Annotated in this window: 27 protein-coding genes; 19 read left to right on the forward strand and 8 right to left on the reverse strand. The window is 70.9% G+C overall.

All coding sequences use genetic code 11. The annotated features are described in order from the left end of the window. Window positions 1-50 precede the first annotated feature (50 nt). From G4D86_RS36340 to G4D86_RS36365, 6 genes are all read right to left on the reverse strand, one after another. Window positions 51-326, reverse strand: coding sequence for a hypothetical protein (locus G4D86_RS36340; RefSeq protein WP_163998719.1), 276 nt, complete (start codon window positions 324-326; stop codon window positions 51-53). Window positions 327-621: 295 nt separating this feature from the next. Continuing rightward, the gene (gene bet, locus G4D86_RS36345) at window positions 622-1,683 is read right to left on the reverse strand and encodes a phage recombination protein Bet (RefSeq protein WP_205520009.1); all 1,062 of its coding nucleotides are present in this window, start codon (window positions 1,681-1,683) and stop codon (window positions 622-624) included. 13 nt (window positions 1,684-1,696) lie between these two features. Continuing rightward, entirely contained in the window at window positions 1,697-1,903 is a 207-nt protein-coding gene (locus tag G4D86_RS36350; RefSeq protein ID WP_163998721.1) for a hypothetical protein, read from the reverse strand. Between the two features lie 43 nt (window positions 1,904-1,946). Further along, complete coding sequence (locus tag G4D86_RS36355) at window positions 1,947-2,345, reverse strand: hypothetical protein (protein ID WP_163998722.1); 399 nt, start codon at window positions 2,343-2,345, stop codon at window positions 1,947-1,949. Window positions 2,346-2,382: 37 nt separating this feature from the next. Then, window positions 2,383-3,312 carry a hypothetical protein gene (locus tag G4D86_RS36360; protein WP_163998723.1) on the reverse strand — a complete coding sequence of 310 codons (930 nt, stop codon included), beginning with the start codon at window positions 3,310-3,312 and terminating at the stop codon, window positions 2,383-2,385. 80 nt (window positions 3,313-3,392) lie between these two features. Next, window positions 3,393-3,605 (reverse strand): hypothetical protein, encoded by a 213-nt coding sequence (locus G4D86_RS36365; RefSeq protein WP_163998724.1) that lies wholly within the window; start codon window positions 3,603-3,605, stop codon window positions 3,393-3,395. A 216-nt stretch (window positions 3,606-3,821) separates the two neighbouring features. On the opposite strand from G4D86_RS36365, the gene G4D86_RS36370 reads away from it, so the two are divergent. The 6 genes from G4D86_RS36370 (at window position 3,822) to G4D86_RS36395 (ending at window position 8,309) form a co-directional block, all read left to right on the forward strand. After that, the gene (locus G4D86_RS36370) at window positions 3,822-4,175 is read left to right on the forward strand and encodes a hypothetical protein (protein ID WP_163998725.1); all 354 of its coding nucleotides are present in this window, start codon (window positions 3,822-3,824) and stop codon (window positions 4,173-4,175) included. A gap of 35 nt (window positions 4,176-4,210) precedes the next feature. Then, the gene (locus tag G4D86_RS36375; protein WP_163998726.1) at window positions 4,211-5,023 is read left to right on the forward strand and encodes a hypothetical protein; all 813 of its coding nucleotides are present in this window, start codon (window positions 4,211-4,213) and stop codon (window positions 5,021-5,023) included. Then, on the forward strand, window positions 5,020-5,304 hold the full coding sequence (locus tag G4D86_RS36380; RefSeq protein ID WP_163998727.1) for a hypothetical protein: 285 nt from the start codon (window positions 5,020-5,022) through the stop codon (window positions 5,302-5,304). Before G4D86_RS36375 ends, G4D86_RS36380 begins: the two co-directional genes overlap by 4 nt. Beyond that, entirely contained in the window at window positions 5,304-5,690 is a 387-nt protein-coding gene (locus G4D86_RS36385) for a hypothetical protein (protein ID WP_163998728.1), read from the forward strand. The genes G4D86_RS36380 and G4D86_RS36385 overlap by 1 nt, the downstream gene beginning before the upstream one ends. Before the next feature lie 1,096 nt (window positions 5,691-6,786). Then, the gene (locus tag G4D86_RS36390) at window positions 6,787-7,044 is read left to right on the forward strand and encodes a helix-turn-helix transcriptional regulator (protein WP_163998729.1); all 258 of its coding nucleotides are present in this window, start codon (window positions 6,787-6,789) and stop codon (window positions 7,042-7,044) included. Next, window positions 7,041-8,309, forward strand: a complete 1,269-nt coding sequence (locus G4D86_RS36395; RefSeq protein WP_240360654.1) for a tyrosine-type recombinase/integrase — start codon at window positions 7,041-7,043, stop codon at window positions 8,307-8,309. Before G4D86_RS36390 ends, G4D86_RS36395 begins: the two co-directional genes overlap by 4 nt. Here the strand turns inward: G4D86_RS36395 and G4D86_RS36400 are convergent. Beyond that, complete coding sequence (locus G4D86_RS36400) at window positions 8,261-9,781, reverse strand: sigma-54-dependent transcriptional regulator (protein ID WP_163998731.1); 1,521 nt, start codon at window positions 9,779-9,781, stop codon at window positions 8,261-8,263. The two genes, G4D86_RS36395 and G4D86_RS36400, sit on opposite strands and share 49 nt — an antisense overlap. A gap of 219 nt (window positions 9,782-10,000) precedes the next feature. On the opposite strand from G4D86_RS36400, the gene G4D86_RS36405 reads away from it, so the two are divergent. The 13 genes from G4D86_RS36405 (at window position 10,001) to G4D86_RS36460 (ending at window position 23,641) form a co-directional block, all read left to right on the forward strand. Continuing rightward, window positions 10,001-10,750: an OmpA family protein gene (locus G4D86_RS36405; protein ID WP_163998762.1), complete on the forward strand. Its 750-nt coding sequence runs from the start codon at window positions 10,001-10,003 to the stop codon at window positions 10,748-10,750. A 24-nt stretch (window positions 10,751-10,774) separates the two neighbouring features. After that, on the forward strand, window positions 10,775-11,209 hold the full coding sequence (locus G4D86_RS36410) for a chemotaxis protein CheW (protein WP_163998732.1): 435 nt from the start codon (window positions 10,775-10,777) through the stop codon (window positions 11,207-11,209). 3 nt (window positions 11,210-11,212) lie between these two features. After that, window positions 11,213-11,578, forward strand: coding sequence for a protein CrdC (locus G4D86_RS36415; RefSeq protein ID WP_163998733.1), 366 nt, complete (start codon window positions 11,213-11,215; stop codon window positions 11,576-11,578). Beyond that, on the forward strand, window positions 11,575-13,368 hold the full coding sequence (locus tag G4D86_RS36420; protein WP_163998734.1) for a methyl-accepting chemotaxis protein: 1,794 nt from the start codon (window positions 11,575-11,577) through the stop codon (window positions 13,366-13,368). The genes G4D86_RS36415 and G4D86_RS36420 overlap by 4 nt, the downstream gene beginning before the upstream one ends. Before the next feature lie 7 nt (window positions 13,369-13,375). Then, window positions 13,376-15,193 carry a methyl-accepting chemotaxis protein gene (locus tag G4D86_RS36425; RefSeq protein ID WP_163998735.1) on the forward strand — a complete coding sequence of 606 codons (1,818 nt, stop codon included), beginning with the start codon at window positions 13,376-13,378 and terminating at the stop codon, window positions 15,191-15,193. Continuing rightward, complete coding sequence (locus G4D86_RS36430; protein ID WP_163998736.1) at window positions 15,190-17,568, forward strand: hybrid sensor histidine kinase/response regulator; 2,379 nt, start codon at window positions 15,190-15,192, stop codon at window positions 17,566-17,568. Before G4D86_RS36425 ends, G4D86_RS36430 begins: the two co-directional genes overlap by 4 nt. 81 nt (window positions 17,569-17,649) lie before the next feature. Then, entirely contained in the window at window positions 17,650-18,708 is a 1,059-nt protein-coding gene (cheB, locus tag G4D86_RS36435; protein ID WP_163998737.1) for a chemotaxis-specific protein-glutamate methyltransferase CheB, read from the forward strand. A gap of 66 nt (window positions 18,709-18,774) precedes the next feature. Beyond that, on the forward strand, window positions 18,775-20,061 hold the full coding sequence (locus G4D86_RS36440; protein ID WP_163998763.1) for a CheR family methyltransferase: 1,287 nt from the start codon (window positions 18,775-18,777) through the stop codon (window positions 20,059-20,061). 84 nt (window positions 20,062-20,145) lie between these two features. Further along, window positions 20,146-20,991 (forward strand): tetratricopeptide repeat protein, encoded by an 846-nt coding sequence (locus G4D86_RS36445; RefSeq protein WP_163998738.1) that lies wholly within the window; start codon window positions 20,146-20,148, stop codon window positions 20,989-20,991. Further along, window positions 20,988-21,122, forward strand: a complete 135-nt coding sequence (locus tag G4D86_RS53965) for a hypothetical protein (protein ID WP_275899187.1) — start codon at window positions 20,988-20,990, stop codon at window positions 21,120-21,122. The genes G4D86_RS36445 and G4D86_RS53965 overlap by 4 nt, the downstream gene beginning before the upstream one ends. A gap of 72 nt (window positions 21,123-21,194) precedes the next feature. Beyond that, on the forward strand, window positions 21,195-22,133 hold the full coding sequence (locus tag G4D86_RS36450) for a 5'-nucleotidase (protein ID WP_163998764.1): 939 nt from the start codon (window positions 21,195-21,197) through the stop codon (window positions 22,131-22,133). Window positions 22,134-22,244: 111 nt separating this feature from the next. Further along, window positions 22,245-22,544, forward strand: a complete 300-nt coding sequence (rpmE, locus tag G4D86_RS36455; RefSeq protein ID WP_163998739.1) for a 50S ribosomal protein L31 — start codon at window positions 22,245-22,247, stop codon at window positions 22,542-22,544. A gap of 215 nt (window positions 22,545-22,759) precedes the next feature. Next, window positions 22,760-23,641, forward strand: a complete 882-nt coding sequence (locus G4D86_RS36460) for a DNA-methyltransferase (protein ID WP_163998740.1) — start codon at window positions 22,760-22,762, stop codon at window positions 23,639-23,641. Window positions 23,642-23,677: 36 nt separating this feature from the next. Here G4D86_RS36460 and G4D86_RS36465 read toward each other — a convergent pair whose 3' ends face one another. Then, window positions 23,678-25,432 carry a M1 family metallopeptidase gene (locus G4D86_RS36465; RefSeq protein ID WP_163998741.1) on the reverse strand — a complete coding sequence of 585 codons (1,755 nt, stop codon included), beginning with the start codon at window positions 25,430-25,432 and terminating at the stop codon, window positions 23,678-23,680. Window positions 25,433-25,527 lie beyond the last annotated feature (95 nt).

A 25,527-nucleotide genomic window follows, 5' to 3' on the forward strand; every position in this document is an offset into this window, starting at 1 on the left:
TGCGCTGCTGCTCCGCGGTGGTGCCGGATGCGTTCCGGCGAGGGGGCGGGCTACGCCGGGCGGAACGGCTCGCCGTCGTGCTCGGCGACGCGGGCCAGCATGGCCACGTAGTTGCCACCGTCGGTCAGCGCAATCAGCGCGGCGACGGAGTCACCGCGGGCCTGCGCGTGCTCCGCCTGGGCGAGGTGCCGCTTCAGCTCCAGCCAGAGGTCGGCCGGCTGCGCATCGAGGAACGCTTCCCCGGGCCCGCGCTCCGGTACCTTCGCGTCCAACCTCTCCGCCATGCGCTGCGTGTGCTTCACCAGGTGCGGCCACTTCGTGTCCATGCATCCTCCGGGCATGTTGCGAGAGAAAGAGCGGGCCCGGCCCAGTCAGGGGGGAAACCGAGCCGGGCCCGCGGTGGCGCACGACGAGCGCGCCGTGAAGGACTGCCCCGCCGGGCCCAATGCCCGGCGGGTGTGGAGGTGAGCAGGGTTGATCGGCCCAGCCGGAGCAACTGCTGCTGGCCCGCCCACCACCACGAGAAGGCCCCGCCCAGCCGGGCGCGGGGTGCCGCCAGAAGGCGGCGAGTGCGCGAGCGTGGAGCTGGGGCCGCAGCTCCACCTACTCCGCGCGTGAGGCTCAGCCGTCCGAGCCCGGCTCCGGCGCGGCGTCCTGCTGCAGGGGCACGCGGCAGCGCAACTCCGATTCGGCCTCCAGGAGGGCGAGGTTCTCCCGCATGGCCTTGGCCCAGCGTGCCCTCGGCTGCTCCTGGAGCTTCTCGTTCGCCATGTCGATGGTCTCGCTCAGCTCCGCGTCGGACAGCTCCGAGGCCGCCTTCCCCTTGTAGGGACCGAAGGCCACCACGGTGGAGGGACGGGGCGCGGCGGATGCCTGGGCGGCCGGAGCCTTCTCCTCCACGCGCTTCAGCATGGGCGCCGCCTCGGGCGCCTTCGCACTCACCGGCTGCGCCAGCTCCAGCGCCTCGCGGGTGGACGTCTTCGCGGGGAGCGCAGTGGCAGGGGCGGCCCGCGTGGCCTGTGCCGGCGCCGCCTGCGCGGGCGGGGTGGTGGACTGCGCCTCCTGCTCGGGCACCTCCCCAGCCTCGTCGGCGGGCAGTTCCTCGCGGACGTACAGGCCGCCGAAGGCCTCCGGGTACGCCTTGCGCAGGGCCGCCACGCGCGCGCACTTCTCAATCATCGTCGTGGGAATCTTGGCCCACAGCGGCGTCTGCTGGACGTAGCCGCTGAAGTCCAGCCACACGACGACGGGCAGCTTCCCGTCGCGCACCACGCGGGACCAGGCCCCCACCAGGGAGCCCTTCCGCTTCGCCGGATTGAAGCGGTGCACCACCTCGCCCTTGCCCTGGTCCACGATGATTTCGTCCTCGGCGAACACCGCGCTCGCCTGGAGGCCGCGGAAGTCCGGGAAGCGCTCCGCGCGGGCGAGCATGCCGGCCTCGGAGGGCTGGAACTCGTGCTTCGTCACCCAGTTGGGGCGCTCGCGGTTGCCGATGTTGAGCCGACGCGCGACGCAGAAGGCTTCCTTGAGCAGCGGGTCCAGGCCGCTGCGCTTGCACTGCTCCAGGAAGAGGGCGAACTCGTCCTCGCTGATGCCCTTGGGGCAGATGGTGCGCCGAATCAACTCCCGGCGCTCCGACGTCCAGCCACTGCTGTTGTTGCCCGGCACGTTCCCGTCAGCCATGGTCATACTCCCCTCAGTCCTCGTAGCGCTCGCCGGCTTCCTGCTCAGCGCGGCGCAGCAGTTCGCGTAGCTCGGCGGTCCACTCGTCCGCCGCGTCGTCCCACTCCAGGTCCCCGGCCCTGTGCCGTCCCTCGTGCCGGTCCTCGCGCTCGCACAGCACCCATGACTTCTCCGGGTGCTCCGTGAATGCGTGACAGAGGTAGAAGAAGGTCGAAGGCAATGGAACCTCGCAAGTTCCATTGGGTACACCCTACGTCTGACATTCATTGTGTCTCGCGCTCTTGCGCGTTGAGCGCCGCGACGCCCGCCGCCCACTTCGCCTTGAGGGCCCACCACGACTCCACGTCGAGGAAGGACAGCAGGGCCACCTCGCTCGCGCGGAGCGCCACCGCCTCACTGCGGTAGCGCGTCACCGCGCTCTGCTCCTCGTGCCACAGGTGCTGTGTCGCCCGAGTGCCGTCGGGCGTCAGGCGGGCGCGCGCGTCCTGGGCGGCGCGGAGTGCCTCCATGGCCTGCGCCTGGCGCGCCGGCAGGGCCGCTGCCTCGGCCATGGCCTTTCGGATGGCCTCCACCTGCTCCGGCCTCCACCACGCCGTCAGGCCGCGAAGACGGCGGCACACGTCGCCCAACTCGCCCACGGGCTCAGGAGTCGCGCATGTCACGACGCGTCCTCCGAGCTCCGCTTCAGGGGCTGACCGTTCACGGCGACACCGCCCGTCCCTGCTCGCGGTAGTACTCAACGTCGGCCGGCCGAAGCGGGAAGCGCACCGCGTCCCAGACCTGGTGGTGCCCCTCGACTCGCCAGCCGTCGGCGTCCCACGCCGCAAGAGCGGCCTCGCGCGAAAGGACTCCGTCGACCGGGCACAGCACCTGCTGGCCGTCCCACAGCACCCAGTGGCCGCTCCCGGCCTCGTGACGGAGCAGGATGAAGGCGCGACCGATGCGCGGAACGTCCGGCTCGCATGATGGGTCGAGGTCGAGCCCCGCGGCCTGGACTGCAATCCGAAGCCCGTACGCTCCGCACTCGCCCGTCCTCCCCATCAGCTCGCACACCGTCTCCACCGACTGCCCCGTGAGCATGGCGACGCAGGTTTGGCCGCACTGCGCTGGCTTCTGTGGATGCCACCGGAGCCGGCCCAGCGGACGGCGGGCCCGGTACCAGCGGCGCCAGTGGGGGTAGGCGGTGCGCCAGCCGAGCGCGACGGCCCCCACCCACCCGAATGCCGCTGCCAGTGCCACGAGCCCCAGCCAGGGCAGTAGCGCGCGGAGCTGCGCAGCGCGCGGGGAGCACTCCACGCGCACCGGCTCGCGCCCTTCCGCCTGCGCCTGCTCACGCTCCCGCGCGGACACCGAGTCCAGCTCGGCGCCGTACAGCAGCAGCGCGAGGGAGGCGGCCAGGGCCACCGCGCTGCGCAGCGACTCCCACGCGGGTGTGGCACCCAGCGTCGCGCCGTACTGGGCCACCACGGCACCCAACAGCAGCGCCCCGTAGACGGCGCGCTCCACGTGCCACGTGCGCAGCCCGGCAGCGTCGACGCGGGCCCCCAGGGCCAGCAACGCCCGGCGCAGCCAGGGGCTCGGCTCCGCGCGCTCTTCGACTACTTGGCAAAGCTCCGCCAGCAGCGTCATGGACGCCTCCTGCAACCGGTGAGAGGGAAGGGGCCGGGATGCGCTCCCGGCGGGCGGCCTCGCGCAAGAGGCAGGGCAGCCTACGCGTCCGTCGGGTCGTTCTTCACCGCGAGCTGGAGCAGCTCGTAGAGCCCCTCAGGCCAGTCCTTCGGCTCGCCGTAGCACTCCACCGACGCCAACAGATCCTTCGCCAGGGCCCGGGGCCACTTCGCCGGACGCTGCTTCCGCTGCGGACCCTCGAAGAGGGAGTTCACCGCGTCCTGCTTCTCCTGTTCCGTCATCTCTCCAGCCATGTGCTGCCCCCTGGTTGCTGGTGCTGCGCCTCGACGTCCTCGCGGCCCGTGCCGCTCGCGCCCGCCCGTCGTCCCTCTCCCTCCCGGGAGCCCCGTCCGTCCGCCGTCACTTCGGAAACAACTTATAAGCGCAATGATAGCAGTTTGCAAGCGATTGGTTTACCGTATGCGAGCGTTGACCGGCACGCTGCCGGACGCCTACATGGAGGGATTCCCGTGACGCGAGGTGCCGCCGTGGCGCAGTACAAGAGGCCGGAGAAGCGTGAGGAGCCGCTGGGCCTTCGTCTGACGAAGACGGAGAACGAGGAGTTGTTGAACGCCCTGGCCGAGGAGAAGAAGGACTCGGCCAACAAGGAGATGACGCGGACTGAGCTGGGCCAGCTCATCTGGACGGACGGGCTCGACCTGTACGCTGCGCGACAGGTCGCCGGCCCGGAGCGGGTCCGAGCCTTGGCCGCTCGCGCCTACGCAGGTGACGAGCGCGCCCTTCTGGCGGAAGCGCTCCGTCGCCTGCTGGAGTCCGCTGAGTCGCCCGTGCCGGAGAAGTCGGCGAAGAAGGGCGGCAAGTAGATGGGCAGCCGAGCGGCCGAGCGCGAGAGGGCCTCATGAATAAGGGCACCCGCAGAACGTCAGGGGTAGGGCAACGATCGGACGGGACCGAGCAGCACCACTACGTCTCGAAGCTGCGCGATCTACCGGGCTTCGGCCGGGTGTACCTCGCGTTTGCTCGCGACACTGAAGCACCGGCCATCGTGCAGGCGTACACCGGCCGCCAGCAGCCTCTCCCCGCCGGGCTGGAGCTGCTCGTGAGCACGGGTGATGAGCCGCGCAACCTGACTGTGGAGGTCCGCGGCACTGGCGGCCCGCTGGTGGACGCACTCGAGGACGCCAGCAACCTCCTGGACGCGGCCCTGTCGCGTCCTGAGACGATGACGCACCTGCAGCGCAGGCGGCGCGCGCGTGGACGCACGCACCGGACGGCCTGGCTTGGGTGGGCCAGCGCCGGTGTGAGCCTCTCCCTCGCAGCGGGCTTGGCGCTGTGTCTGCTGTCTCGTGACGCGCAGCCGCCCGGCGAATCCCACGAGCCGATAGCCCAGGCCTCGGTGCCCAAGGAGGCCGTAGAGGACGTGCCTCTGCCGACGGAGGTTGCGAGCTGGGCCAACGTTCTCGGTAGCAGTAGCGATCGCGAGCCACTCACCATCCGGAAGCGGTATGTCATTCCGGACAAACCGCTCAAGGGGCAGGACACGCCGCCGTGCCTGCGCGGGCACGTAGCCATCAACGGCGGGTGCTGGGTGCGCCTGAAGGATGACGCGCCGAACTGTCCTGAGGGGAGTGCCGAATACAAGGGAGGCTGCTACCTGCCTGTGAAGGGGGAGAAGCCGGGATCCGTGAGCATCGACCGGAGCCGGCCGTGACCGTTCCGGCTGTGACTCTCGGACAGGTGCGCGAAGGGAAGACCGCGAAGCCGTTCCCGCCTCGAGTCGAGCGCGTCAGCATCGCCGGCGAAGGTAACGGTACCTTCCGAGTGCTGCGCCCTGGTCATGCCCCCGCGTGGCTCAAGCCCGGAACCATCGCCCGCCGCTGGCCCGTCGTCGTCAAAGGTGGCGCCACGGCGAAGGCGCCCGCTGTGCGATACGAACTCGACCCATCGGCCAAGACGAAGCAGCAGCGCACCGGGAAAACAGGAGGCAAGTGATGGGCGTCAATGCCAGGGGAGTCCAGGAGGGGCAAACGCGGCAGGACCCGAATGCAATCGGGCGCTACACCGTTACCGTCACCATCGGAAAGAGGGAGGCTGACGGACGGTTCCGGGTCATCTACCCGAGCGGTGCCGTAAAGCGCCAATCGGCCGCTACCATTGCCTCACGGTTCCCGGTCGTGGTCGTGACGAGGCGGGCCATCCTTGAACGGGAGCCGACAGCGGAGGCGCTGGAGACAGAGGTGCAGCGCCTGCGCGCGTGGCAGATAGAGGCGATTGCCCTGCTGAGTACGGCTGTCACCTACGTCCCCCAGAACAAGCCCACGCTCCGGAAGCGGATTGCGGACTGCATTGCCAGCGCCGCCAAGGAACCCACGCCGTGAGCCGTAGGCGGATGGTCCTCGGCAAACTGCTGGGACTCATCGTCTGGATCCCCATCGCAGGCGTCATGTACATCGTCGGCTAGCGGGTATTCGCCGAGAAAGGCACTCCCCTGGAGCGGTGCTTACGCGGCAAGACTCCGAGCGAGTTCTCCGACCAAGACCAGCGCTCCCTGACGGTGCTGTTCAGGATGTACGCCATCGTGAGTGCGCTGCAGCTGCGGAGAGGAACTCGAAGCCATGATGCCCCAGTCCGCCGCGCCACCTGCGTGTCCATGCGCGCCAAGCCCGGCCTGTCCGCGCCCGCCGTGACGCAGGCACGTGCTGTTCCGCCGCTGTGCGCCTGGCGTGCAGTTGCGGCAGCGCATGGGGCTGCGACGACCACGGCGAGCATCACGGTCAGCATGAGGACGCGGGCACCAAGGTGCTCCATTCGCTCGGGCTGCTTACGTGTAGCAGTCGGGCTTGACAGCGCCCGCACAGCGGGTGCACCTTGCATGGTGAAGCACGTAGTACCTCGCTGGGGCTTCGGCTCAGGTAAGCAGCGAGACACCAACCCAGACTTCTGAGCGCCGGTGGCACCACTGCGGTGGACCACTCGCGTTCCGGCTCCCGCTGCCAGTCTTACCTCTGTCAGCGCGGAGCCGTCTTTCCGGGGTTACGCAGTGCTCGCCCAGCTAGAACCAGCACAGAGCCGAGTCGCCGAGCATGGCGCCCCCAGCCCGCAGTCCGCCTCTGGAGGGGCTATGGCTACGTCGCGCGTCGCCGTCCGACTATGCAGCCCGCCCGCGCATGCGGCATTGAGCGCCACCCCGGTGCCTCCCGCTCTCCGAAGCTGGACGGTGCGTCCAGCGTCTGCACTGTCCGCGCCCTCGCAGCACGCGCTCGTGCGCGTGCCTGCGGGCGCCTGTCACCTCACTTCCGCACTCGACGTCGTTGGGCATGCTCAACGCCCATGCCCGCCGTGAATTGGCGCGGTGGTTGCTGATGTAGGCGCGCACGCGCATGGCGGAACCGCGCCCGCCCCGTAGGGTTGTCTTACGACGTTGAACCTGATAGGTTGTTCAGTGGGGTGGCAATGAGGAGCGGGGGTGAGGATATGGGCAACTGCGATGGTGGTTCCAACAACTCCGGTGCCTCTGGCAACGCGCGCCCTTCGCTCGTCGTCGTGCCCGAGGGAGGACTGTGGACAGCGGCTGACGTGGCCGCCTACCTCAGCCTCTCCGTCGACTGGGTGTGGAAGCAGGTGCGGTGCAATTCGGGCCTGCCCTTCATCCGCCTCGGCCGCAACGTGCGCTTCGACCCGGACAAGGTGAAGGCATGGCTGGCAGCTCAGCCGCAGGGAGGCAAGCAGTGAAGCCCGGGGCGTACTTCAGGCCCAACAAGGAGGGCAAGGCGGTGCTTGCCGCGAGCAAGCGCCTGCAGCGGCGCGCGCCGGAGTACGGCACCTGGTGGGTGCGCTACACCGACTCGGCCGGGGTGGTGCGCCGTGAGCGGTGCAGCGAGGTGATGCAGGAGGCAGCGCATAAGCGCGCCATGGAACTGCACCTCCTCGCCGAACGCCGTCGGAAGGGGCTCGAGGTAGACGCCCTCAACATCATCCCCTGCCGGAGGATGCACGAGCTCTACTTGGAGGCGCACGCGCACCTGAGCAGCCAGGCGCCGATGCGCAGCCAAGTGAAGAACTGGTTCGACCCGCACTTCGGCAGCACCCCCACGGCGGACGTCACCCCGGCCGACTGCGAGGCGCTGCTCACCAAGGCGCGGAAGGCGGGGCAGAAGCCCGCCACGGTGCGGCAGCTCCACATCCGCGGGCGCCTCATTTGGAAGTACGCCGTCAACCGGCTCCGCGCGGCGAAGGAGAATCCGTGGAACAGCGTAGTGCGCCCCACGGTGCCGAAGGTGCCCGTCGTCTTCCTCTCACGAGAGCAGGTGAACGGCATCCTTGACGCGGCGGGCCCGTTTCGCTTCCTCCTCCTCCTGGCGGTACTAACCGGCGGGCGGCGTGGCGAATTCGGGGGGCTGCGCTGGGATGACTTCCACCTGGACGAGGGCCCGACGGGCACCGTCCACTACCGGCGCAGCTGGGCGCGAAGCACCACCAAGGGCAGCAAGGCGCGGGTGGTGCCGCTGCACCCGGTGCTACTCCCGGAGATTGAGCGCGCACGGCGGGCGGCTACGTCGGAGTTCGTTTTCCCGGCGCCGCGCAAGGGCGGCATGCGGCACGAGGCGTGGCACACCGCGAAGCTGGTGCGCAGCATCGCCCGGCGCGCGGGCGTGGAGTTGCCCAGGGGCACGACCTTCCACACCCTCCGCAAGACGTTCCTGACGCACCTGATTCGGGACACAGGCGGGGACATCGCCACCGCGCAGCAGCTGGCCGGGCACTCCACGCCGGCCGTCACCGCCACGTACTATGTCGGGCGAGACGTCGAGCACATGGCCAGCCGTGTCGCCGCGCTGCGCCTGGTGGGCGTGGCGGCGGCTGAGCACACCACGGACACACGGGCGGCAACTGGCACCGCCGATGCTTTAGGAAACAACGAAAAGGAGGAGCAAATGCAGGGGGTTACCTACTCGGAGCGCTCGCGCCGCAGTCCCAGCGCCTTCATCTTCTTGTAGAAGTGCCCGCGCTCGAGGTCGAGGATGCGCGCGGCCTCGGTGACGTTGTCGTGCGTGTGCGCGAGCACGTGCTGGATGATGTCCCGCTCCGCATCCTCCACCTGCTCGCGGAAGGTGCGGTCCACGCGGGGACGGAAGCCCGCCTGCACCGGAGGCATGGCCGCGGGCGGAGGCGTGGGCATTCCGAGCGCCGGAGCCGGCTGGATGGACGCCGCCGCGAGCGCGGCCTCCGAGCCAGGGGAGGGCAGGGCGCTCACGGGCGCGGGTGCGCTCTCGGACGAAGCCGAAGTGGCGGGCGGCATCAGGGCCCGGCCCCGGGGCAGCAACTCCAGCGCTTCCGTCCGCGTGACGAGCGGGCCTTCACACAGAATCGCCAGCCGCTCCACCAGGTTGCGCAGCTCGCGCACGTTGCCGGGGTAGTCGTGTGCGCTCATCACCGCGAGCGCGTCGGGCGACAGCGTCAGTGGCCGGCGCCCGTTCTTCGCGCAGGCCTCGCTCAGGAAGGTGTTGATGAGGTCCGGCAAATCCTCACGCCGCTCGCGCAGGGGCGGCGAGTGAATCTGGACGACGTTGATGCGGTAGTAGAGGTCCTCGCGGAAGCGCCCGGCGGCAATCTCCTTCTCGAGGTTCTTGTTCGTCGCCGCGATGACGCGCACGTCCACCTTGAGCGTCTCCGCGCCGCCCACGCGCTCCAGCTCGCCCTCTTGCAGCACGCGCAGCAGCTTGGCCTGCATCGCCGGCGGCATGTCGCCAATCTCGTCCAGGAAGAGGGTGCCCTCGTGCGCCAGCTCGAACTTGCCCCGGCGCACGCTCACCGCGCCGGTGAAGGCGCCCTTCTCGTGGCCGAACAGCTCGCTCTCGATGAGCTCGTGCGGCACCGCCGCGCAGTTGAGCTTCACGAAGGGCTGGCCCTTGCGCCGCGAGTGCTGGTGCAGCGCCCGGGCGATGAGCTCCTTGCCCGTGCCGTTCTCCCCCGTAATCAGCACCCGCCCCTCGGAGGGCGCCGTGCGCTGGATGAGGGAGAAGATGCGCTGCATGGCCGGGCCGCTGCCCACCATGTCGTAGCGCCCGAGCTGCGCGCGCAGCTCCTGCAACTCCTCCATCGCCGCCTGGTGCTTGAGCACGTTGCGCAGCGCCACCAGCATCCGCTCGCGGGCGATGGGCTTCTCCAGGAAGTCCCGCGCCCCCAGCTGCGTGGCCTTCACCGCCGTATCAATCGTGCCGTGCCCGGACATCATGATGACGGGCAGCTCCGGCCGCAGCTCGGTCAGCCGCGCCAGCGCCGTCAGGCCGTCCATGTCCGGCATCTTCACGTCCATCAGCACCGCGTCCACCGGGCGCGCGCTCACCACGTCCAGCGCCACCTGCCCGCTGCTGGCCAGGTGCGTCTGGTACCCCGCCAGCTGCAGCGACTGGCTCAGGGTGAGAAGGATGTTCTTTTCGTCATCGACGATGAGGACGGAGGCGGGCATGGCGGGCATTCCCGGCGACGGGCCACGGGGCGCGGCCCCTCGCGGGCGGATGACACAATTTCACGGAAAATATTTGGAGATTCAAGGGTTTCCGAGACCGCACCGGGTGTCACGGATGGGACAAATGCTTTGACTCGCCTGCCCTACTGCGACTAGACGCGTCGCATCCTGCCCGCGCGAGCGGGCGTGTATTCGTTTTTCACGAATTCGGGAGGAATGATGCGTCGGATTACCCTTTGGGCGGGGCTCTCCCTCGCCATGGCCGTGCTCACCGGCTGCCCCCCTTCGTACCCCAACTGCAAGGATGACTCGACCTGCACCGAGAAGGGCGAGGTCTGTGTCCAGGGGACGTGCCAGGAGTGCGCCACCGACGCGAACTGCAAGGAGGGCTTCGCCTGCCAGGCCAACAAGTGCGCCCCCAAGCCGCCGGAGTGCACCACGGACGCGGCCTGCGGCAGCGGCAAGATCTGCGAGGCCGGCAAGTGCGCCGAGGCGCAGTGCAAGGATGACTCGGCGTGCGGTGGTGGCAAGTGCCAGGCCGGCCGTTGCCAGGCGCCGACGGACACCTGCTCCGCGAACACCGACTGCGGTGAGGGCCAGGAGTGCCAGGCCGGCAAGTGCGTGACGGCCTCCGCGGACAAGTGCGACTGGAGCCCCATCCGCTTCGGCTTCAACGAGTCCTCGCTGTCCTCCGAGGCCCAGCAGCGCCTGTCGGGCCTGGCCACCTGCATGAAGACGGGTCAGCAGGGCGCCCTCACGCTCGCCGGGCATGCGGACGAGCGCGGCACCGAGGAGTACAACCTCCAGCTGTCCAACCGCCGCGCGGCGTCCGTGAAGCGGTACCTGACGGACCTGGGCGTGAAGGGCAACCAGCTGAAGACGGTGGGTTATGGTGAGACCCGCCCCGTCAGCAACGCCTCCAGCGAGGAGTCGTGGTCGGAGAACCGGCGCGTCGAGTTCCAGCGCTAGTTCTGGGGTAGGCTGGCGCGCGTCATGGCCGTCCACGAGCCGGAAGCGCGTCAGTCGTATCTCGTCTTTGCCTGCGGTAGCAGCTGGTACGCGGTCCCCGCGGAGACAGCGGCGGAGGTTGTCACCTTCCCCGAGCTCACGCGGGTACCGGGCGCTCCGGCCCACCTGCTCGGCGTGTTCGCCCACCGGGGAGAAGTCATCCCGGTGGTGGACATGGGCCTGCTGGTGGGCGGCGCCAGTCAGTCGTCGCGGCGGGCGGTGCTGGTGCGCCTGCCCCGCGGCACCCTCGCCCTCACGGCCAGCACGGTGGCCGGCGTCTCCCCGGTGACGGGTACGCTGGACCCGCTCGGCCCCACGGGCGTCCACGTCCACCTGCGCGGCCCCGCCAAGAGCGGCCCCCGGGACGTGGCCGTCATCGACCCCGAAGGCCTCTTCGACCACCTCAGCCAGGGCGCCTGAGTCATGGGCCCCCCTGACGTGCGCGGCATGCTCCTGTGTCACGCGGGGCCGCACCGGCTCGCCTTCCACGCGCACGAGGTGGCCGCCATCGCCATGCCGGAAGGCCGGGACGCGGCCTCCGCCCGCAGGGCCTTCCACGCCCCGGACGGCGCCGCCCGCGTGCTGGTGTCCGCGTCGGGCGGGGCGGTGGGCGTGGACACGCTGGAGATTGAAGCCGAGCCGCACCCGCTGCTGCCCGCGCCGCCGGTGGCGGTGGCCGCGTCGGGTGGGAGTCTGCGAGGCTTCGTCCTGGTGCAGGGGCGGCTGTGGCCGCTGGTGGGGCTGGTGGACTTCGAGCGCTTCCTGCGCGGACTCGTGGAGGGGGAATGAAGGCGCCGGAAGGCTTGAGGGGGCTGGCCCGGTGGACGGCGCGTCCGGCGCTGCTGGGCACCTCCGTGGGTACGGGGTTGGGGCTGTTGCACGCGCTCTTCACGGACTCGGTTCCGGCAGGCGGGTGGGGCGTCCTGCTCGGGCAGATGGGGCTGATGCTGGCGCTGTCGCTCTGGCTCATCGGCGTGTACAGCCGGCGCTCGCTGCGCGTGTTGTACGCGCTGGGCGAGGCGCGGCTGCCGCCGACGCCGGAGCACCTGCGTGACGCGCTGCTGGAGGCCCGCGTCTTCCCCGAGCGGTGCTTTGCCTTCGTCCTCCAGAACTGGGTGGTCGGCTCGCTGCTCTTGGCGGTGCTCTTCGTCCCGCTGTCGGGCGCGGAGTGGACGCTGGGGCTGCGCATCGTCCTGGGCGGCGTGTCCCTGGGCCCGCTGAGCGCGCTCTTCATCTACCTGCTGGTGGCGCGCCGCGGGCGCAAGGCCGTGGAGTGGGTCGCCGCGCAGGGGCTGTCGCCGCTGGAGGTGGTGGCCGCGGTGCCGCCCCGGCGCATGCACATCCGCCGGCGCATGGTGCTCTTCACCGCCATCGCCGTGCTCAGCCCGTCCCTCTTCATCCTCGACGCCTCCGTCTCCCACACCCTGCGCACGATGGACCAGATGGTGGCGGTGGACTCGCCTGACGCGAAGGCGGCCGTGAAGCAGGAGCGGGACCGCGACGGCACCGGGATGGCGGTGGCGGGACTCGTGGCCCTGCTGGTGATGCTCACCGCGTACCTGGGCGGCACCGTCATCGCCGAGCCGCTGCGCTCCATCACCGAGGACGCCACGCGCATCGCCCAGGGCGACTTGCGCCCGCCGCGCGTCATCGCCGCGGAGGACGAGGTGTGGGCCACGTCGGCCGCCTTCGCGCAGATGCAGGCGCAACTGGGGCAGGCGCTCACCCAGCTGCGGCGCGCGGGCCTGCAGATTTCGACCACCACCGAGCAGCTGGTGGCCACCTCCGGAGAGCAGGAGTCCGGCGCGGACGAGCAGGCCAGCTCGCTCAACGTGACGAGCGCCACCACGGAGGAGCTGGCGCGCTCGGCGACGCAGATAGCGGGCAACGCCGAGTCCGTGTCCACCATCGCCGAGACGACCTTCGCCGCCGCGCAGACGGGCCAGCGCGGCGCGGCCGCCTTCCTCGGCTCCATGCAGCGCATGAAGGAGGACAACCAGGCCATCGCCGACGCGGTGGTGCGCCTCAACAAGCGCGTGCAGCAGATTGGCAAGGTGGTGGAGTTCATCAACGAGATTGCCGACAAGTCGGACCTGCTGGCGCTCAACGCGGAGCTGGAGGGCACCAAGGCGGGCGAGGTGGGGCGGGGCTTCTCGCTGGTGGCCGCGGAGATGCGCAGGCTCGCGGAGAACGTCATCCGCTCCACCAAGGCGATTGAGCAGCTCATCGAGGAGATTCGCGACGCGACGCACGCGGCGGTGATGGCCACCGAGGCGGGGCTGAAGACGACGGACGCGGGCACCGTGCTGGCGGCCCAGGTGGACGAGAGCCTGAGCCTCATCCTCGAACTGGCGCGGCAGACCTCACACGCGGTGCGCAGCATCCACCTGGCCACGCAGCAGCAGCAGACGGGCACGGACCAGCTCGCCGCGGCCATGGGCGACATCCTGCGCGTCACGGAGCAGAACTCGGCGGCCACCAAGCAGATGGCGGCGGCCAACGCGGACCTGGCCTCACTCGCCCGCGACTTGAAGCGGGTGGTGGAGCGCTTCCACGTGGGCGCCGGGGAGAGGGTGTGAGGGGGCCATGACGACACGCACCGGCCCCCGGCGGGCCTCGTTCAGCCGGCACCTGATGATTCCCATCCCCCTGGCCAACCTGGTGGGGGCGGTGCTCAGCCTGCACTTCGCCTCCCTCACCCTGGCCGACGAGCTGGCGCCGCGGATGGACCTCTTCGGGTGGATGGGGGCGGGGCTGACGGCCGTGACGCTGCTGACGGGCGCGGCGATTTCCCTGGGCCGGCTGCGCACCCTGCGCGGGCTGGAGCGCGGGGACGAGCCCGCCACGCCAGAGAAGCTGGCGGCGGCGGTGGCCGAGGTGACGCGAGCCCCGGACGACGCCTTCCTCGGCTCGCTGGGCCTGTGGCTGCTCACCACCGTCTCGCTGGGCGGAGTGATGTGGGGCGTGGGTGGGGTGGCGCCCTGGGTGGCGGGGCGCATCGCCGGGCTGGGGCTGCTCTTCGGGCCGCTCACCGCGCTGCTGGTCCACTGCCTCGTCATCCTCCGCTCGCGCAGGGTGGTGCTGTGGCTGGCGGACCTGGGGATGACGCACCCGCAGCTCATCGCCGCCATGCCCCGCCGGGGCGAGATTCGCGCGCGGCTGGTGGCCTTCACGTTCATCTGCGTGGTGACGCCCGCGGTGCTCTCCGCCCGGCTCGCCACGGCGCTGGGGGAGCGGCTCCTGACGCAGCTGACGCACGAGTCCGGCGCCGACGCGTCCCTCGCGCTGGCGGAGACGCTGCGCATGGAGGCGCTCACCTCGGGCGGCCTGCTGGTGACGCTCGTCTTCGGGCTGGCGCTGACCACCGCCTGGCTGGGTGGCACGCTGCTGGGCCGCCCCCTGCGCGAGCTGTCCGGCGAGGCGAGGCGCATCGCCGAGGGCGACCTGGCCAGCCCGCGCGTGGTGCCCGCGGAGGACGAGGTCTGGGACGTGTCCGCCGCCTTCACCACCATGCGCGCGCACCTGGCGGACGTCATGTCCCAGCTCCAGCGCGCCGGTGCGCAGATTTCCGCGACGACGGAGGAAATCCTCTCCACCTCCGGGCGCTACGAGGCGGGCGCCGCGGAGCAGGCCAGCTCGCTGGACGAGACGAGCGCCACCACGGAGGAACTGGCGCGCTCGGCGCGGCAGATTGCGGAGAACGCGGGCTCGGTGGCGGAAATCGCCCACCGCACGCTGGGTGCGGCGGAGCAGGGGCAGGGCAGCGCGGAGGCCTTCCTCGGCTCCATGGCGCGCATGCGCCAGGACAACGGCGCGATTGCCTCCGCGGTGGTGCGGCTCAACAAGCGCGTGCAGCAGATTGGCAAGATTGTCGAGTTCATCAACGGCGTGGCCGACAAGTCGGACCTGCTCGCGCTCAACGCGGAGCTGGAGGGCACCAAGGCGGGTGAAGTAGGGCGGGGCTTCTCGCTGGTGGCCGCGGAGATGCGGCGCCTGGCAGAGAACGTGCTGGAGTCCACCAAGGAGATTGAAGGCCTCATCGAGGAGGTGCGCGAGGCGTCCGCCGCGGCCGTGTCCGCGACGCAGGGCGGCGTGCGCGCGGTGGAGACGGGCACCAATCTGGCGCAGCAGGTGTCCGAGTCGCTGCGCCAGATTGTGGACCTGGCGGGCCAGACGTCGGACGCGGTGCGCAGCATCTCCCTGGCCACGCAGCAGCAGCAGACGGGCACCGACCAGCTCGCGGACACGATGGCGGACATCCTCCGCATCACCCAGCAGAGCCTCAACGCCACCAAGCAGGTGAGCACCGCCAACACGGACCTGCTGGTGCTGGCGCGTGACTTGCGCGGCGTGGTGGAGCGCTTCCAGATTGGCCGGGACACGCTCCGGGAGGATGGCGGGTGAACCCGAGCGACCGCCTGCTCAAGCAGTTCCGGGACCTGGTGACGGTGCGGCTGGAGCGCATCAACCGGGCCCTGATGGAGCTGGAGGCCGGGGCGAATGCCGAGGCCGGGCGGGGCGTGCTGCGCGAGCTGCACGGGCTCAAGGGCGAGGCCCGGATGATGGGCTTCGACGACATCAACGCGCTCGTCCACGAGATGGAGGAGCTGGTCCGCTGCACCGAGGCGCAGCGCTACAGCCTCTCGCCTCCGTCCGCCGACGCGCTCCTCCTGGCCGCCGACGCCGTGCTCGTGCTGTCCGGCGCGCTGCCCTCCGCGGACCCGCCGCCGCGCGTGGACTCGCTCGTGGTGTCGCTCCAGGCCTGCATCCGCTCCGAGGCGGACCGCGTGGCCCTCCTCGTCGTCCCCCCGCTGGAGTCCTCGTCCGGGCCGGGCGCCGCGACAGCCGCACCCCAGCCCCGGGGCGAGCCCGAGGCCCGGAGCCCCACGGCCAGGACTCCCGCTCGCATCGGCGTCACGCCGGGGGTGGTGCCCCCGCACAAGAGCGTGGCTGGCCCGCTCGCCGCCGTGGCCGCTCCACCCACCGCCACGTCCACCGCCGCCTCGACGCTGTCCCAGCTGCCGGCACCGGCCTCCGGACCGGCGCGCGCGCCCGGCGGTGGCTCGACGGCGGCCCGCCAGCCCGAGGCGCGCTCGGACACGGCGGTGCGCATCGGCGTGGCGAGCCTGGACGTGCTCACCAGCGCCGTCACCAACCTGGCGCAGGTGGCGCGGCGGCGCGAGCTGGCCAACGCCCGCCGCCTGGCCCTGGCGCGCGAGCTGAGCCAGCTGGCCCGCGAGGCGGAGGACCTGGGGCCCGCGGGCGCGGCGCTGGCCGCGCGGCTGAGCACGGCCAAGGAGCTGGCCGCCGCGCTCCACCGCGAGTCCAAGCTGCTGTCCAACGCGGAGCTGCGCGACCTGGGCATGGTGGTGGAGGAGGTGCAGACGCTGCGGATGCTCCCGCTGTCCGTCCTCTTCGAGCCCTACCCACGCATGGTGAGAGACCTCTCTCGCGCGCTGGGCAAGGAGGTGGAGCTCGTCGTCGACGGCGAGGACACCCGCGCGGACCGGGCGGTGGTGGAGGCCCTGCGCGAGCCCCTCATGCACCTGGTGCGCAACGCGCTGGACCACGGGCTGGAGACGCGGGTGGAGCGGGTGGCCTCGGACAAGAAGCCCCGGGGCTGCCTCACGCTGCGCGCCGCGCGGGAGGGCAGCCGCATCGTCCTGCGCGTGGAGGATGACGGCATGGGGGTGGACCCGGTCCAGCTCCGCCGGGTGGCCGTGCGCAAGGGCTTCCTGGACGAGAGCGCCGCCAACGCCCTGTCGGACGCCGCGGCCCGCGAGCTCATCTTCCTCCCCGGCTTCACGTCGCGCGAGGTGGTGACCGACCTGTCGGGTCGGGGCGTGGGGCTGGACGCCGTGCGCACCTCCATCCAGGGCCTGGGCGGCGACGTGGGCGTGGAGTCCGCGCCCGGCTGGGGCACCATCTTCGAGGTGCGGGTGCCCGTCTCCCTCACCGTGGCGCCGCTGCTCTTCATCCAGGTGGGGGAGGAGACGCTGGCCCTCAGCGCCACCCACGTCTCGCGCGCCCTCAAGGTGGAGTCGTCCAACCTGTGCGAGGTGGCCGGACGCGCCTCCCTGCTGGTGGAGGGCCGGGTGCTGCCGCTCGCTTCGCTGGCCTCGCTGCTGGGCCTGGCTCCCGAGCGCCCCGTCCGTGAGGGCGAACTGGCACTGGTGGTGCGCAGCCAGGGTGGGGCCGCCGCGCTGGTGGTGGACCGGGTGCTGGAGGAGCGCGTCCAGGCCATCCTCCCCGTGCGGGGCGTGCTCGCGCGCTTCGCCCACCTCACCGGCGCCACGTCCCTGGCGGACGGGCGGCTGGCCATGGTGCTGTCGGCCGCCTACCTCACCTCCAGCGCCCACGGCACGGCCCCCCTGCGGCTGCCCCGCTCGGCGCCTCCGGGCGTCCAGTCGCGCAAGCGGCGCATCCTCGTGGTGGACGACTCGCCCCTCACCCGGGAGCTCATCTCCAACCTCCTGGAGGCGGTGGGGTACGACACCGTCATGGCCGGCGACGGCGCCGAGGCCCTGGAGCAGGTGGACGTCCATGCCCTGGACCTGGTCGTCACCGACCTGGAGATGCCGGGCGTGGACGGCCTGGAGCTCACCCGCCGCCTCAAGGGACACCCCGCCCACTCCCGCCTGCCCGTCGTCATCCTCACCACGCGTGGTGGCGAGGAGGACCGGCGGCGTGGGCTGGCGGCCGGGGCGGACGGCTACATCACCAAGGGCGACCTGGTGCGACAGGACCTGGTGGATGTGGTGGGGCGCCTGTTGGGCTGACAGCCTCCACCCTCAACGTCCTGAGGACAGTCCCGCGCATTGGCTATACTCCCCGCTTCGCGCACGGGGTATGGACAGGGCATGGGCAAGAAAGTGTCGGTGCTGGTGGTCGATGACTCACTCATCTGCCGACAGCTCATCTGCGACGCGCTGACGAAGGACCCGGACATCGAGGTCGTCGGGTCCTGCGCGGACGGCAAGCAGGCCGTCGAGATGACGAAGGAGCTGCGTCCCCACGTCATCACGATGGACGTGGACATGCCCGTCATGGACGGGCTGACGGCCACCGAGCACATCATGGCCGAGTGCCCCACGCCCATCCTGGTGCTCACCGCGGACCCTCGCTCGCAGGCCCCGGAGCTGACCTACCGCGCGCTGGAGCTGGGCGCGCTCGCCCTCCAAATCAAGCCCGCCATCGACGCGGGGCCGGACGCGTGGAACCTCGTCCGCGAAATCAAGCTGCTGTCCTCGGTGCGCGTCATCCGCCACCTGCGCCGGCCCCAGCGCGGCAACATCACCCCGCCCCGGGTGGCCACGTCGGTGCTGCCGGCGGTGTCCATGGGCGTGGTGGCCGTGGCCGCCAGCACGGGTGGGCCGCAGGTGCTCTTCCGGATGCTGTCGGAGCTGCCGGCGGACTTCCCGGCGCCCATCGTCATCGTCCAGCACATCAACGCGGCCTTCGCGGAGTCGCTGGCCGGGTGGCTCGCCAACACCAGCCGGCTGAAGGTGCGCCTCGCCCAGGATGGCGAGCCGCTGATGCCGGGGCACGTGCTCATCGCTCCGCCGGGGCAGCACCTCGTCATCCCCTTCCGGGGACGGGTGGGCCTCAAGCCGGGCGTGGAGCGCGACGGGCACATGCCGTCCGGCACGGTGCTGCTGGAGAGCGCGGCGCGCACGTACGGCCGGCGCGCGGTGGGGCTGGTGCTGACGGGCATGGGCGCGGACGGCGCGGACGGGCTCCTGTCCATCAAGCAGGCCGGAGGGCTGACGCTGGCGCAGAACGAGGAGTCCTGTGTGGTGTTCGGCATGCCGGGCGCGGCGGTGGAGCGCAAGGCGGTGGACCACCTCATCCACGGGGACGACGTCGCGAGCACGCTGGCGCGGCTGGCTCGGGGCGAGTCCCTCGCCGTGGGACGCTGAGTCAGGGTGGAGGCCGCCGGGGCGCAATGGGCGGGCGTACGCGCCTTCCTCACGGCGCGCACCGGCATGTCGCTGAGCGGCCCGCAGGTGCGCCGGCTGGATGAGCGGCTGGCGTCGCGCAGCCGGGACCTCACCCCGCAGCAGTACCTCAACTTCATCAAGTCCCCCTCCGGCGCCCTGGAGCTGGAGGAGCTCATCAACGCGGTGGTGGTCCACAAGACGGACCTCTTCCGGGACGAGGTGCAGCTGGCGGCGTTCCGCCACCAGGTGCTGATGCCGCTGGTGGAGCGGGCGCGGCGGCCGCTGCGCGTCTGGAGCGCGGGCTGCGCCACGGGCGAGGAGGTGGCCACGCTGCTGGTGCTGCTCGCGGAGGCGGGCGCGGACCCGGGCAGCACGGTGCTGGGCACGGACATCTCCGCGCACGCGCTGCGGCGGGCCCAGGGGCTGGGCTTCACCGAGGAGCAGCTGCGCCGGGTGCCGCCCGGCTCCCGCGAGCGCTACTTCGTCCCGGCGGGGCCGCGGATGGGGCTGGTGCCGGCCCTGCGCGAGCGCGCGAGCTTCCAGCTCCACAACCTGATGGACACGCCGTACCCGGCTCCGGCGGGCGGCGGCGGCTTCGATGTCATCTTCTGCCGCAACGTGCTCATCTACTTCACAGGAGAGGCCTTCCAGCGGACGGTGGAGGTGCTCGCCTCGAGCCTCCTGCCGGGGGGCACGCTGGTGCTGTCCTCCTCGGAGCCGCTGCTCCAGCTTCCCCCGTCGCTGCGGGTGCTGCGTGGTGAGCAGGCGTTCTTCTACGTGCGCGCGGAGGAGTCCGCCGGAGGGGAGGGGCTCACCGGCTTCCCGGTGCCGCCGAAGCGGCCGTCCGGAAGCGTCGCCGTGGTGGGGACTCCCGCCTCCGGAGACGAGTCGCGAAGGCGGACCGCGACCACCGCCGCGCTGGATGTCACCCCGAGAAAAGGCCCCGGCTTCTCACCGCCCTCCGCCGAGCGTCCTCGTGAAGCGGGGGACGCCGCCTCCAGCCAGGTGGCGCCCGGCATCACCGAGGCGGACCACCTCTTCGCGGGCGTCCTCGACGGCACCTCCTCGGGCGGCACGGAGGACATGGCGGAGCGGGACTTGCGCCGCTGCCTCGCGTTGGATCCGGACCACGCCGCCGCGCGCTACCTGCTGGCGCTGCTCCTGGAGCAGGGGGGGCGGCCCCTCGATGCCGGCATCGAGTATCTCCGTGCGCTCCAGTCGCTGGAGGCCGGCCGCGCGCGCCCCGTGCCCTTCTTCCTCAACCCCGCGCGGCTCCAGGTGGCCTGCGCGCACGCCGTGGAGCGCCTGGAGGCGGCCACCCGCGCGCGCTGAAGGAAGCGGCCGGGCGGGCTCCCCGTCCGGGGGCGTGCGAGAAGTCCGGACGGGCGGGGGATTTGGCCGTAAGATGCCGGCCCCATGCGAAGGCTCGTCCTGCTCGCCCTGCTGGCACTCCCTGGCTGTTTCTACCCTGCTGACCGTGGCCGCGCCCTCGAGGCGAAGGTGGACCGGCTCGGCGCCGAGTCCGCCCAGATGCAGGCGGAACTGAAGGAGGCGCGCGCGCAGCTCGCCTCCACGCTGCCGAAAATCGACGAGAAGGTCGCCGAGGTAACGAAGGCCCTCGAGGGACTGGACACCGCCTCGCGCCGCAAGGACGCGGACATCGGCATCCAGTTCCAGAAGACGGTGGAGGACCTCGCCCAGCTGCGCGGCCAGGTGGAGACGTACCTCCACAAAATCACCGAGCTGGAGACGGCCCTGGGCGAGCAGGACAAGAAGCTGCTCGCCCTCCAGGGCACCGAGGCGGTGAAGGAGGCCGAGGCGAAGAAGAAGGCCGAGGAGCTCCAGCGCCCCACGGACAAGAAGGAGTTCCTCACCCTCGCCCAGGAGAAGGCCAAGGCCGGCGACGTGCTCGTGGCGCGCCAGCTCTACAGCGAGTTCCTGAAGAAGTGGACCAAGGACCCGCTGGTGGCGGACGCGCACTACGGCCTCGGCGAGACGTACTACTCCGAGCAGCGCTGCCGCGAGGCCCTCTTCGAGTACGGCAAGGTGGTGCAGGAGTATCCGAAGTCGGCGGCCGCGCCGGACGCGTACCTGCGCTCGTCGGAGTGCTTCTCCAAGCTGAAGATGAAGGACGAGTCGCGGCTGGCGCTCGAGGAGCTGGTGAAGGGCTACCCGAAGTCCGCCGCGGCCAAGACGGCGAAGGAGCGCATCGCCGAGCTGGACAAGGCGGCGAAGACGCCCGCGAAGAAGGGGAAGAAATGAACCTGCGTCCGCCGCGGCTGGCCGCGCTCGCGCTGCTGCTCCTGCTGCCCCTGGTGGCGGGGGCGGCGCCGAAGCAGCTCACGCTGCTCTTCACCGGAGACAACGGGGGCGAAATCGCCCCCTGTGGTTGAAGGCACAACCCTTCTGGCGGTCTGGCCAGACGAAAAGTGACGATTGAGAAGGAGCGCGCGAAGGGCGTGCCGGTGCTCGTGCTGGATGCGGGCAATGCGCTCTTCAAGAGCCGCGACAGTGGCGAGGCGCCGGATGCCAAGGCGCGCGCGGAGCTGCTGCTGTCGCAGATGGACGCGCAGGGCACCGCGGCCATGGCCGTGGGCACCCGCGACCTCGTGCTCGGCGTGGACCTTCTCAAGAAGGGGACGAAGAAGGCGAAGCTGAAGCTCCTGTCCGTCAACCTCGTGGACGCCCAGGGCAAGCCGTACTTCCCCGGCTCCATGGTGGCGGACGTGGGCGGGGTGAAGGTCGGCGTGGTGGGGGTGTCTCCCGCCACCACCGGGCCGGAGCCCGCGGCGCCCTCCGTGAAGGGCAAGCCCACGCCCATGCTCAAGGGCCTGCCGGTGGAGCCGGCGGTGGCGGCCGAGGTGAAGCGCCTGCGCGCCCAGGAGAAGGTGGACGTCGTCGTCGTGCTGGCGGCGGTGCCCTACGACGACGCCCTGCGCGTCGCCGAGCGGGTGGAGGGCGTGGACTTCGTGGTGCAATCCCACGAGGGGCGCGGCCAGGGCATGGCCCAGCGCGGGGCCATGGCCACCGTGATTCCGCCCGGAGACCGGGGCCGGCAGCTGGCGAAGCTGGAGCTGCGCCTGGACGGGCCCGGCCGCTTCGTGGACGTCTCCGAGCAGGAGCGGATGCGCCAGAGCCTGGGCATCGTCGAGAGCAACCTCGCCAAGGCGAAGGAGCGGCTCGCGGCCGCGACGGACCCCACCACGAAGCAGTCGCTCGAGCAGGCGGTCTCCAGCCTGGAGGCCCGGCGGACGGCCTTGAAGAAAGGCGTCGACGGGGGCGCAACGCACTCCGCCCGGACGCATCTACTGTCGTACATCCAGCTCGGGAGCGACGTGCCGGGGGATCCGGCCGTCCAGAAGTTGGTGGAACGCGTCGAGCCCCCTGGCTCGGCGGCCCACTGACCCGAGCCGGCTTGTGAACCGGCCGGCGCGCCGTTATAAGCGCCGGCCACCCTCAGTGCCGAACCTCCTACCCGTTGGCGGGTGGGGGAAAGGCACACTGGAGAGCGCGTCATGAAGCCCGAGATTCATCCGGTTTATCCCGCTGCCCGAGTGACCTGTGCCTGCGGCAACTCGGTGGAGACGAAGTCCACCCGTGGGTCGTTCTCGGTGGAAATCTGCTCGAACTGCCACCCCTTCTTCACGGGCAAGTACAAGCTCGTGGACACGGCCGGCCGTATCGACCGCTTCCGCAAGAAGTACGCGAACAACCCGGTCAAGGTCGAGGGCGCTGCCGCCGCCGAGGGCGCCGAGGCTGCCCCCGCCGCCGAGAAGCCCGCCGCCGCCAAGAAGGGCAAGAAGGCCGAGGCCTGATTCACGGCCACACGGCTTTCTTCACAGCCTGAGTTGAACCCGTCGAGCAGGGTGTCGGAGCGCCTCCACGAGAGGCCCTCCCGCCCTGCTCGCGGTGCTTCTACGGCCTGCTACACCCGTCAAGTTTCAGGGTGCTACAGACCAGAAATTAGACGTAGCACTGAAGTCACCGCACATTCCGCCGCGTCCACGACGAAGAGTCCGACGGAGGCGAGATGTCCGCGCACGCTGCAGCCCCTTCCCTGAAGGTTGTCCGCCGCTCCCTGAGCGAGAGCGTCTACGCGAAAGGGGAGGACTACACGCTGCTGCACGGCGACAGCCTGGAGCTGATGGAGCAGTTCGAGCCCCAGACCTTCGACATGATTTTCGCGGACCCGCCGTACTTCCTCTCCAACGGCGGCACCACCTGCAAGGGTGGCAAGCGCGTGTCCGTGGCGAAGGGCAAGTGGGACGAGTCGCGCGGCGTGGAGGAGGACCACCAGTTCACCACCGCGTGGCTGGCGGCCTGCCAGCGGCTGCTCAAGCCCACCGGCACCCTCTGGGTGAGCGGCACCCAGCACGTCATCTTCAACGTCGGCTTCGCGATGCAGAAGCTCGGCTACAAGCTCCTCAACACCGTCACCTGGTTCAAGCCCAACGCCAGCCCCAACCTGGCGTGCCGCTACTTCACGCACTCCACGGAGCTGCTCATCTGGGCCTCCCCGAAGTCGGGCGGCAAGCTGCAGCACACGTTCAACTACTCGCGCATGAAGGCGGAGAACGGCGGCAAGCAGATGCGCGACGCGTGGGCGCTGCCGCCCTCCGGCGACGCGGAGCTGACCGCGGACGGCGAGGGCCGGCTGTGGACGCTCACCGTCCCGCGCGGCGGCGAGGAGAAGGCCCACGGCAGCCACCCCACGCAGAAGCCGGTGGCGCTGCTGGAGCGCATCCTCGAGGCCAGCTGCCCCCCGGACGCGCTCGTGCTGGACCCCTTCAACGGCAGCGGCACCTCCGGCGTGGCGGCCCTCAAGCTGGGCCACCGCTACGTGGGCATCGACATGGACGAGCAGTACCTCTCCCTGTCGCAGAAGCGCCTGCAGGCCGTGTCGTCGAAGTAGTCCACCGCCGAGGGCGGTGGCGCTCCGGTCGCCGCCTCAGGCGCGGGACAGGATGAGCTCCACGCCCTGTCTTGCAATCGGGTGGTAGCGCTCCCCGTGCTTCTTGAAGAGTGAGCGCGCCAGCCCGCGGTGCTCGCGCGACGACGCGAGCACGCCATACAGCGGCTTGAGGTACTTCATGCGGCCCACCTCGCCGAGGAAGGCCTCCGTGCGCGCGACGGCCGGCTCCCAGCCCGCGCGCAGCGCCGCCACCAGCCAGGACACCAGCACCTCCGAGTTGCGGCTCTTCGTGAGGCTGAAGCGCTCGTCGAGCTGGCGGAAGGTGTCGCGCGGCGTGTCCGACGGCAGCCACTCCAGGTAGAGCTGCCACTCGGTGGGCGTCCAGTCCTTCACCGCGTCCGCGGAGGGCACCGTGCCGCGCGTGCGCACCAGCGCCTCCAGCCGGCCCGAGCGCGGGGAGGGCGCTCCCGGCGGGACTCCAGGCTTGTTGAGGTACGCGTCCGCGTCCACCTTCACCAGCACCCCGGGCAGCTCGCGGTCCGCGAAGGCGACGAACTCCTCGGTGGTGAGCGCGCGGAAGCGGTACGTGGCGAGGTAGCGCCGCAGGAACTCGTCGAACGCCGGCCGCCCCGCCGCGTCCTCCATGGCGCGCAGGAGCAGGTAGCCCTTCTCGTACGGAATCTGGGAGAAGGCCTCGTCCGGGTCCACGCCCGCCAGGTGCGTGCGCAGCGCGGTGAGGCCGGGGTGCGCGCGGAAGTGGTGCAGCGCCTCCTCCAGCGCCCGCCGCCCCAGCGCCGCGTGCAGCGTCGCCACTTCCGGCCCGGCCAGCGCCTCCAGGATTCGGCGCTCGGCGAAGACGGTGAAGCCCTCGTTGAGCCAGAAGTGCTCCGCGGACGCGTTCGTCACGAGATTTCCCGTCCACGAGTGCGCCAGCTCGTGCGCCACGACGTTGACGAGGCTCTTGTCCCCCGCGATGAGCGTGGGCGTCAGGAAGGTGAGGCGCGGGTTCTCCATGCCGCCGTACGGGAAGGACGGGGGCATGGTGAGCAAGTCGAACCGCTCCCAGTCATACGGCCCGAAGAGGGACTCCGCGGCGCGGAGCATGTCGTCCACGCCGGCGAACTCGTCCGCGGCCTCCTCCAGCAGCTCCGGCTCCGCCCACACCCGCGAGCGCGGGCCCAATTCCTTCGGCGCGAGGCTGCCCACCGCGAAGGCCAGCAGGTACGGAGGCACCGGCTGCGGCATCTCGTAGTGCTCCTCGGCCTCCACGCCGTGCTCCTCGCGGCGCACGAAGCTGGCGGCCATGACGGCCTTGAGCGCCTTGGGCACGCGCAGCGACGCGCGGTAGCGGATGCGGATGCGCGGTGTGTCCTGCAGCGGCACCACGCTGCGCGCGTGGATGGCCTGACACTGGCTGTACAGGAAGGGGTGCTGGCCCCCGGCCGTCTGCGAGGGCGTCAGCCACTGGAGCGCGCTGGCGCCCGGAGCCGTCCGGTACCGCACGGTGAGCTGCCGCAGTCCGGGCGGAAGCTCCACCCGCAGCCGGCTCCCCAGAATCGGCTCCGGTGGAGACAGCATGTAGGGCAAGGGGCGACCGCTCGGGTCCACCACCCCGCGAATCTCAAGGTCTCGGGTATCGAGATCCAGGGGACCGGCGGAGGCCTCCTTCAGCGTCAGCGTGGCCTCCGCGTGCAGGCGGCGCGTTCGGAAATCGACGCGCGCCTTCCAGTCCAGGGTTTCCGTCTCAGGCTGCGTGCTGTCGTTGTAGGAGTGTGGGTCGAGGCGCGCCATGGAGGTCCGGTTTGTAGTCGGTGTCACGACCCCATGGCGAGCCATCCGGCCATCTGAATCGGTTGACTTTCGAGTCAATCGCCTACATTTGTGCA

This window comes from Pyxidicoccus caerfyrddinensis (genome assembly GCF_010894405.1).
Taxonomy (GTDB): Bacteria; Myxococcota; Myxococcia; order Myxococcales; family Myxococcaceae; genus Myxococcus; species Myxococcus caerfyrddinensis.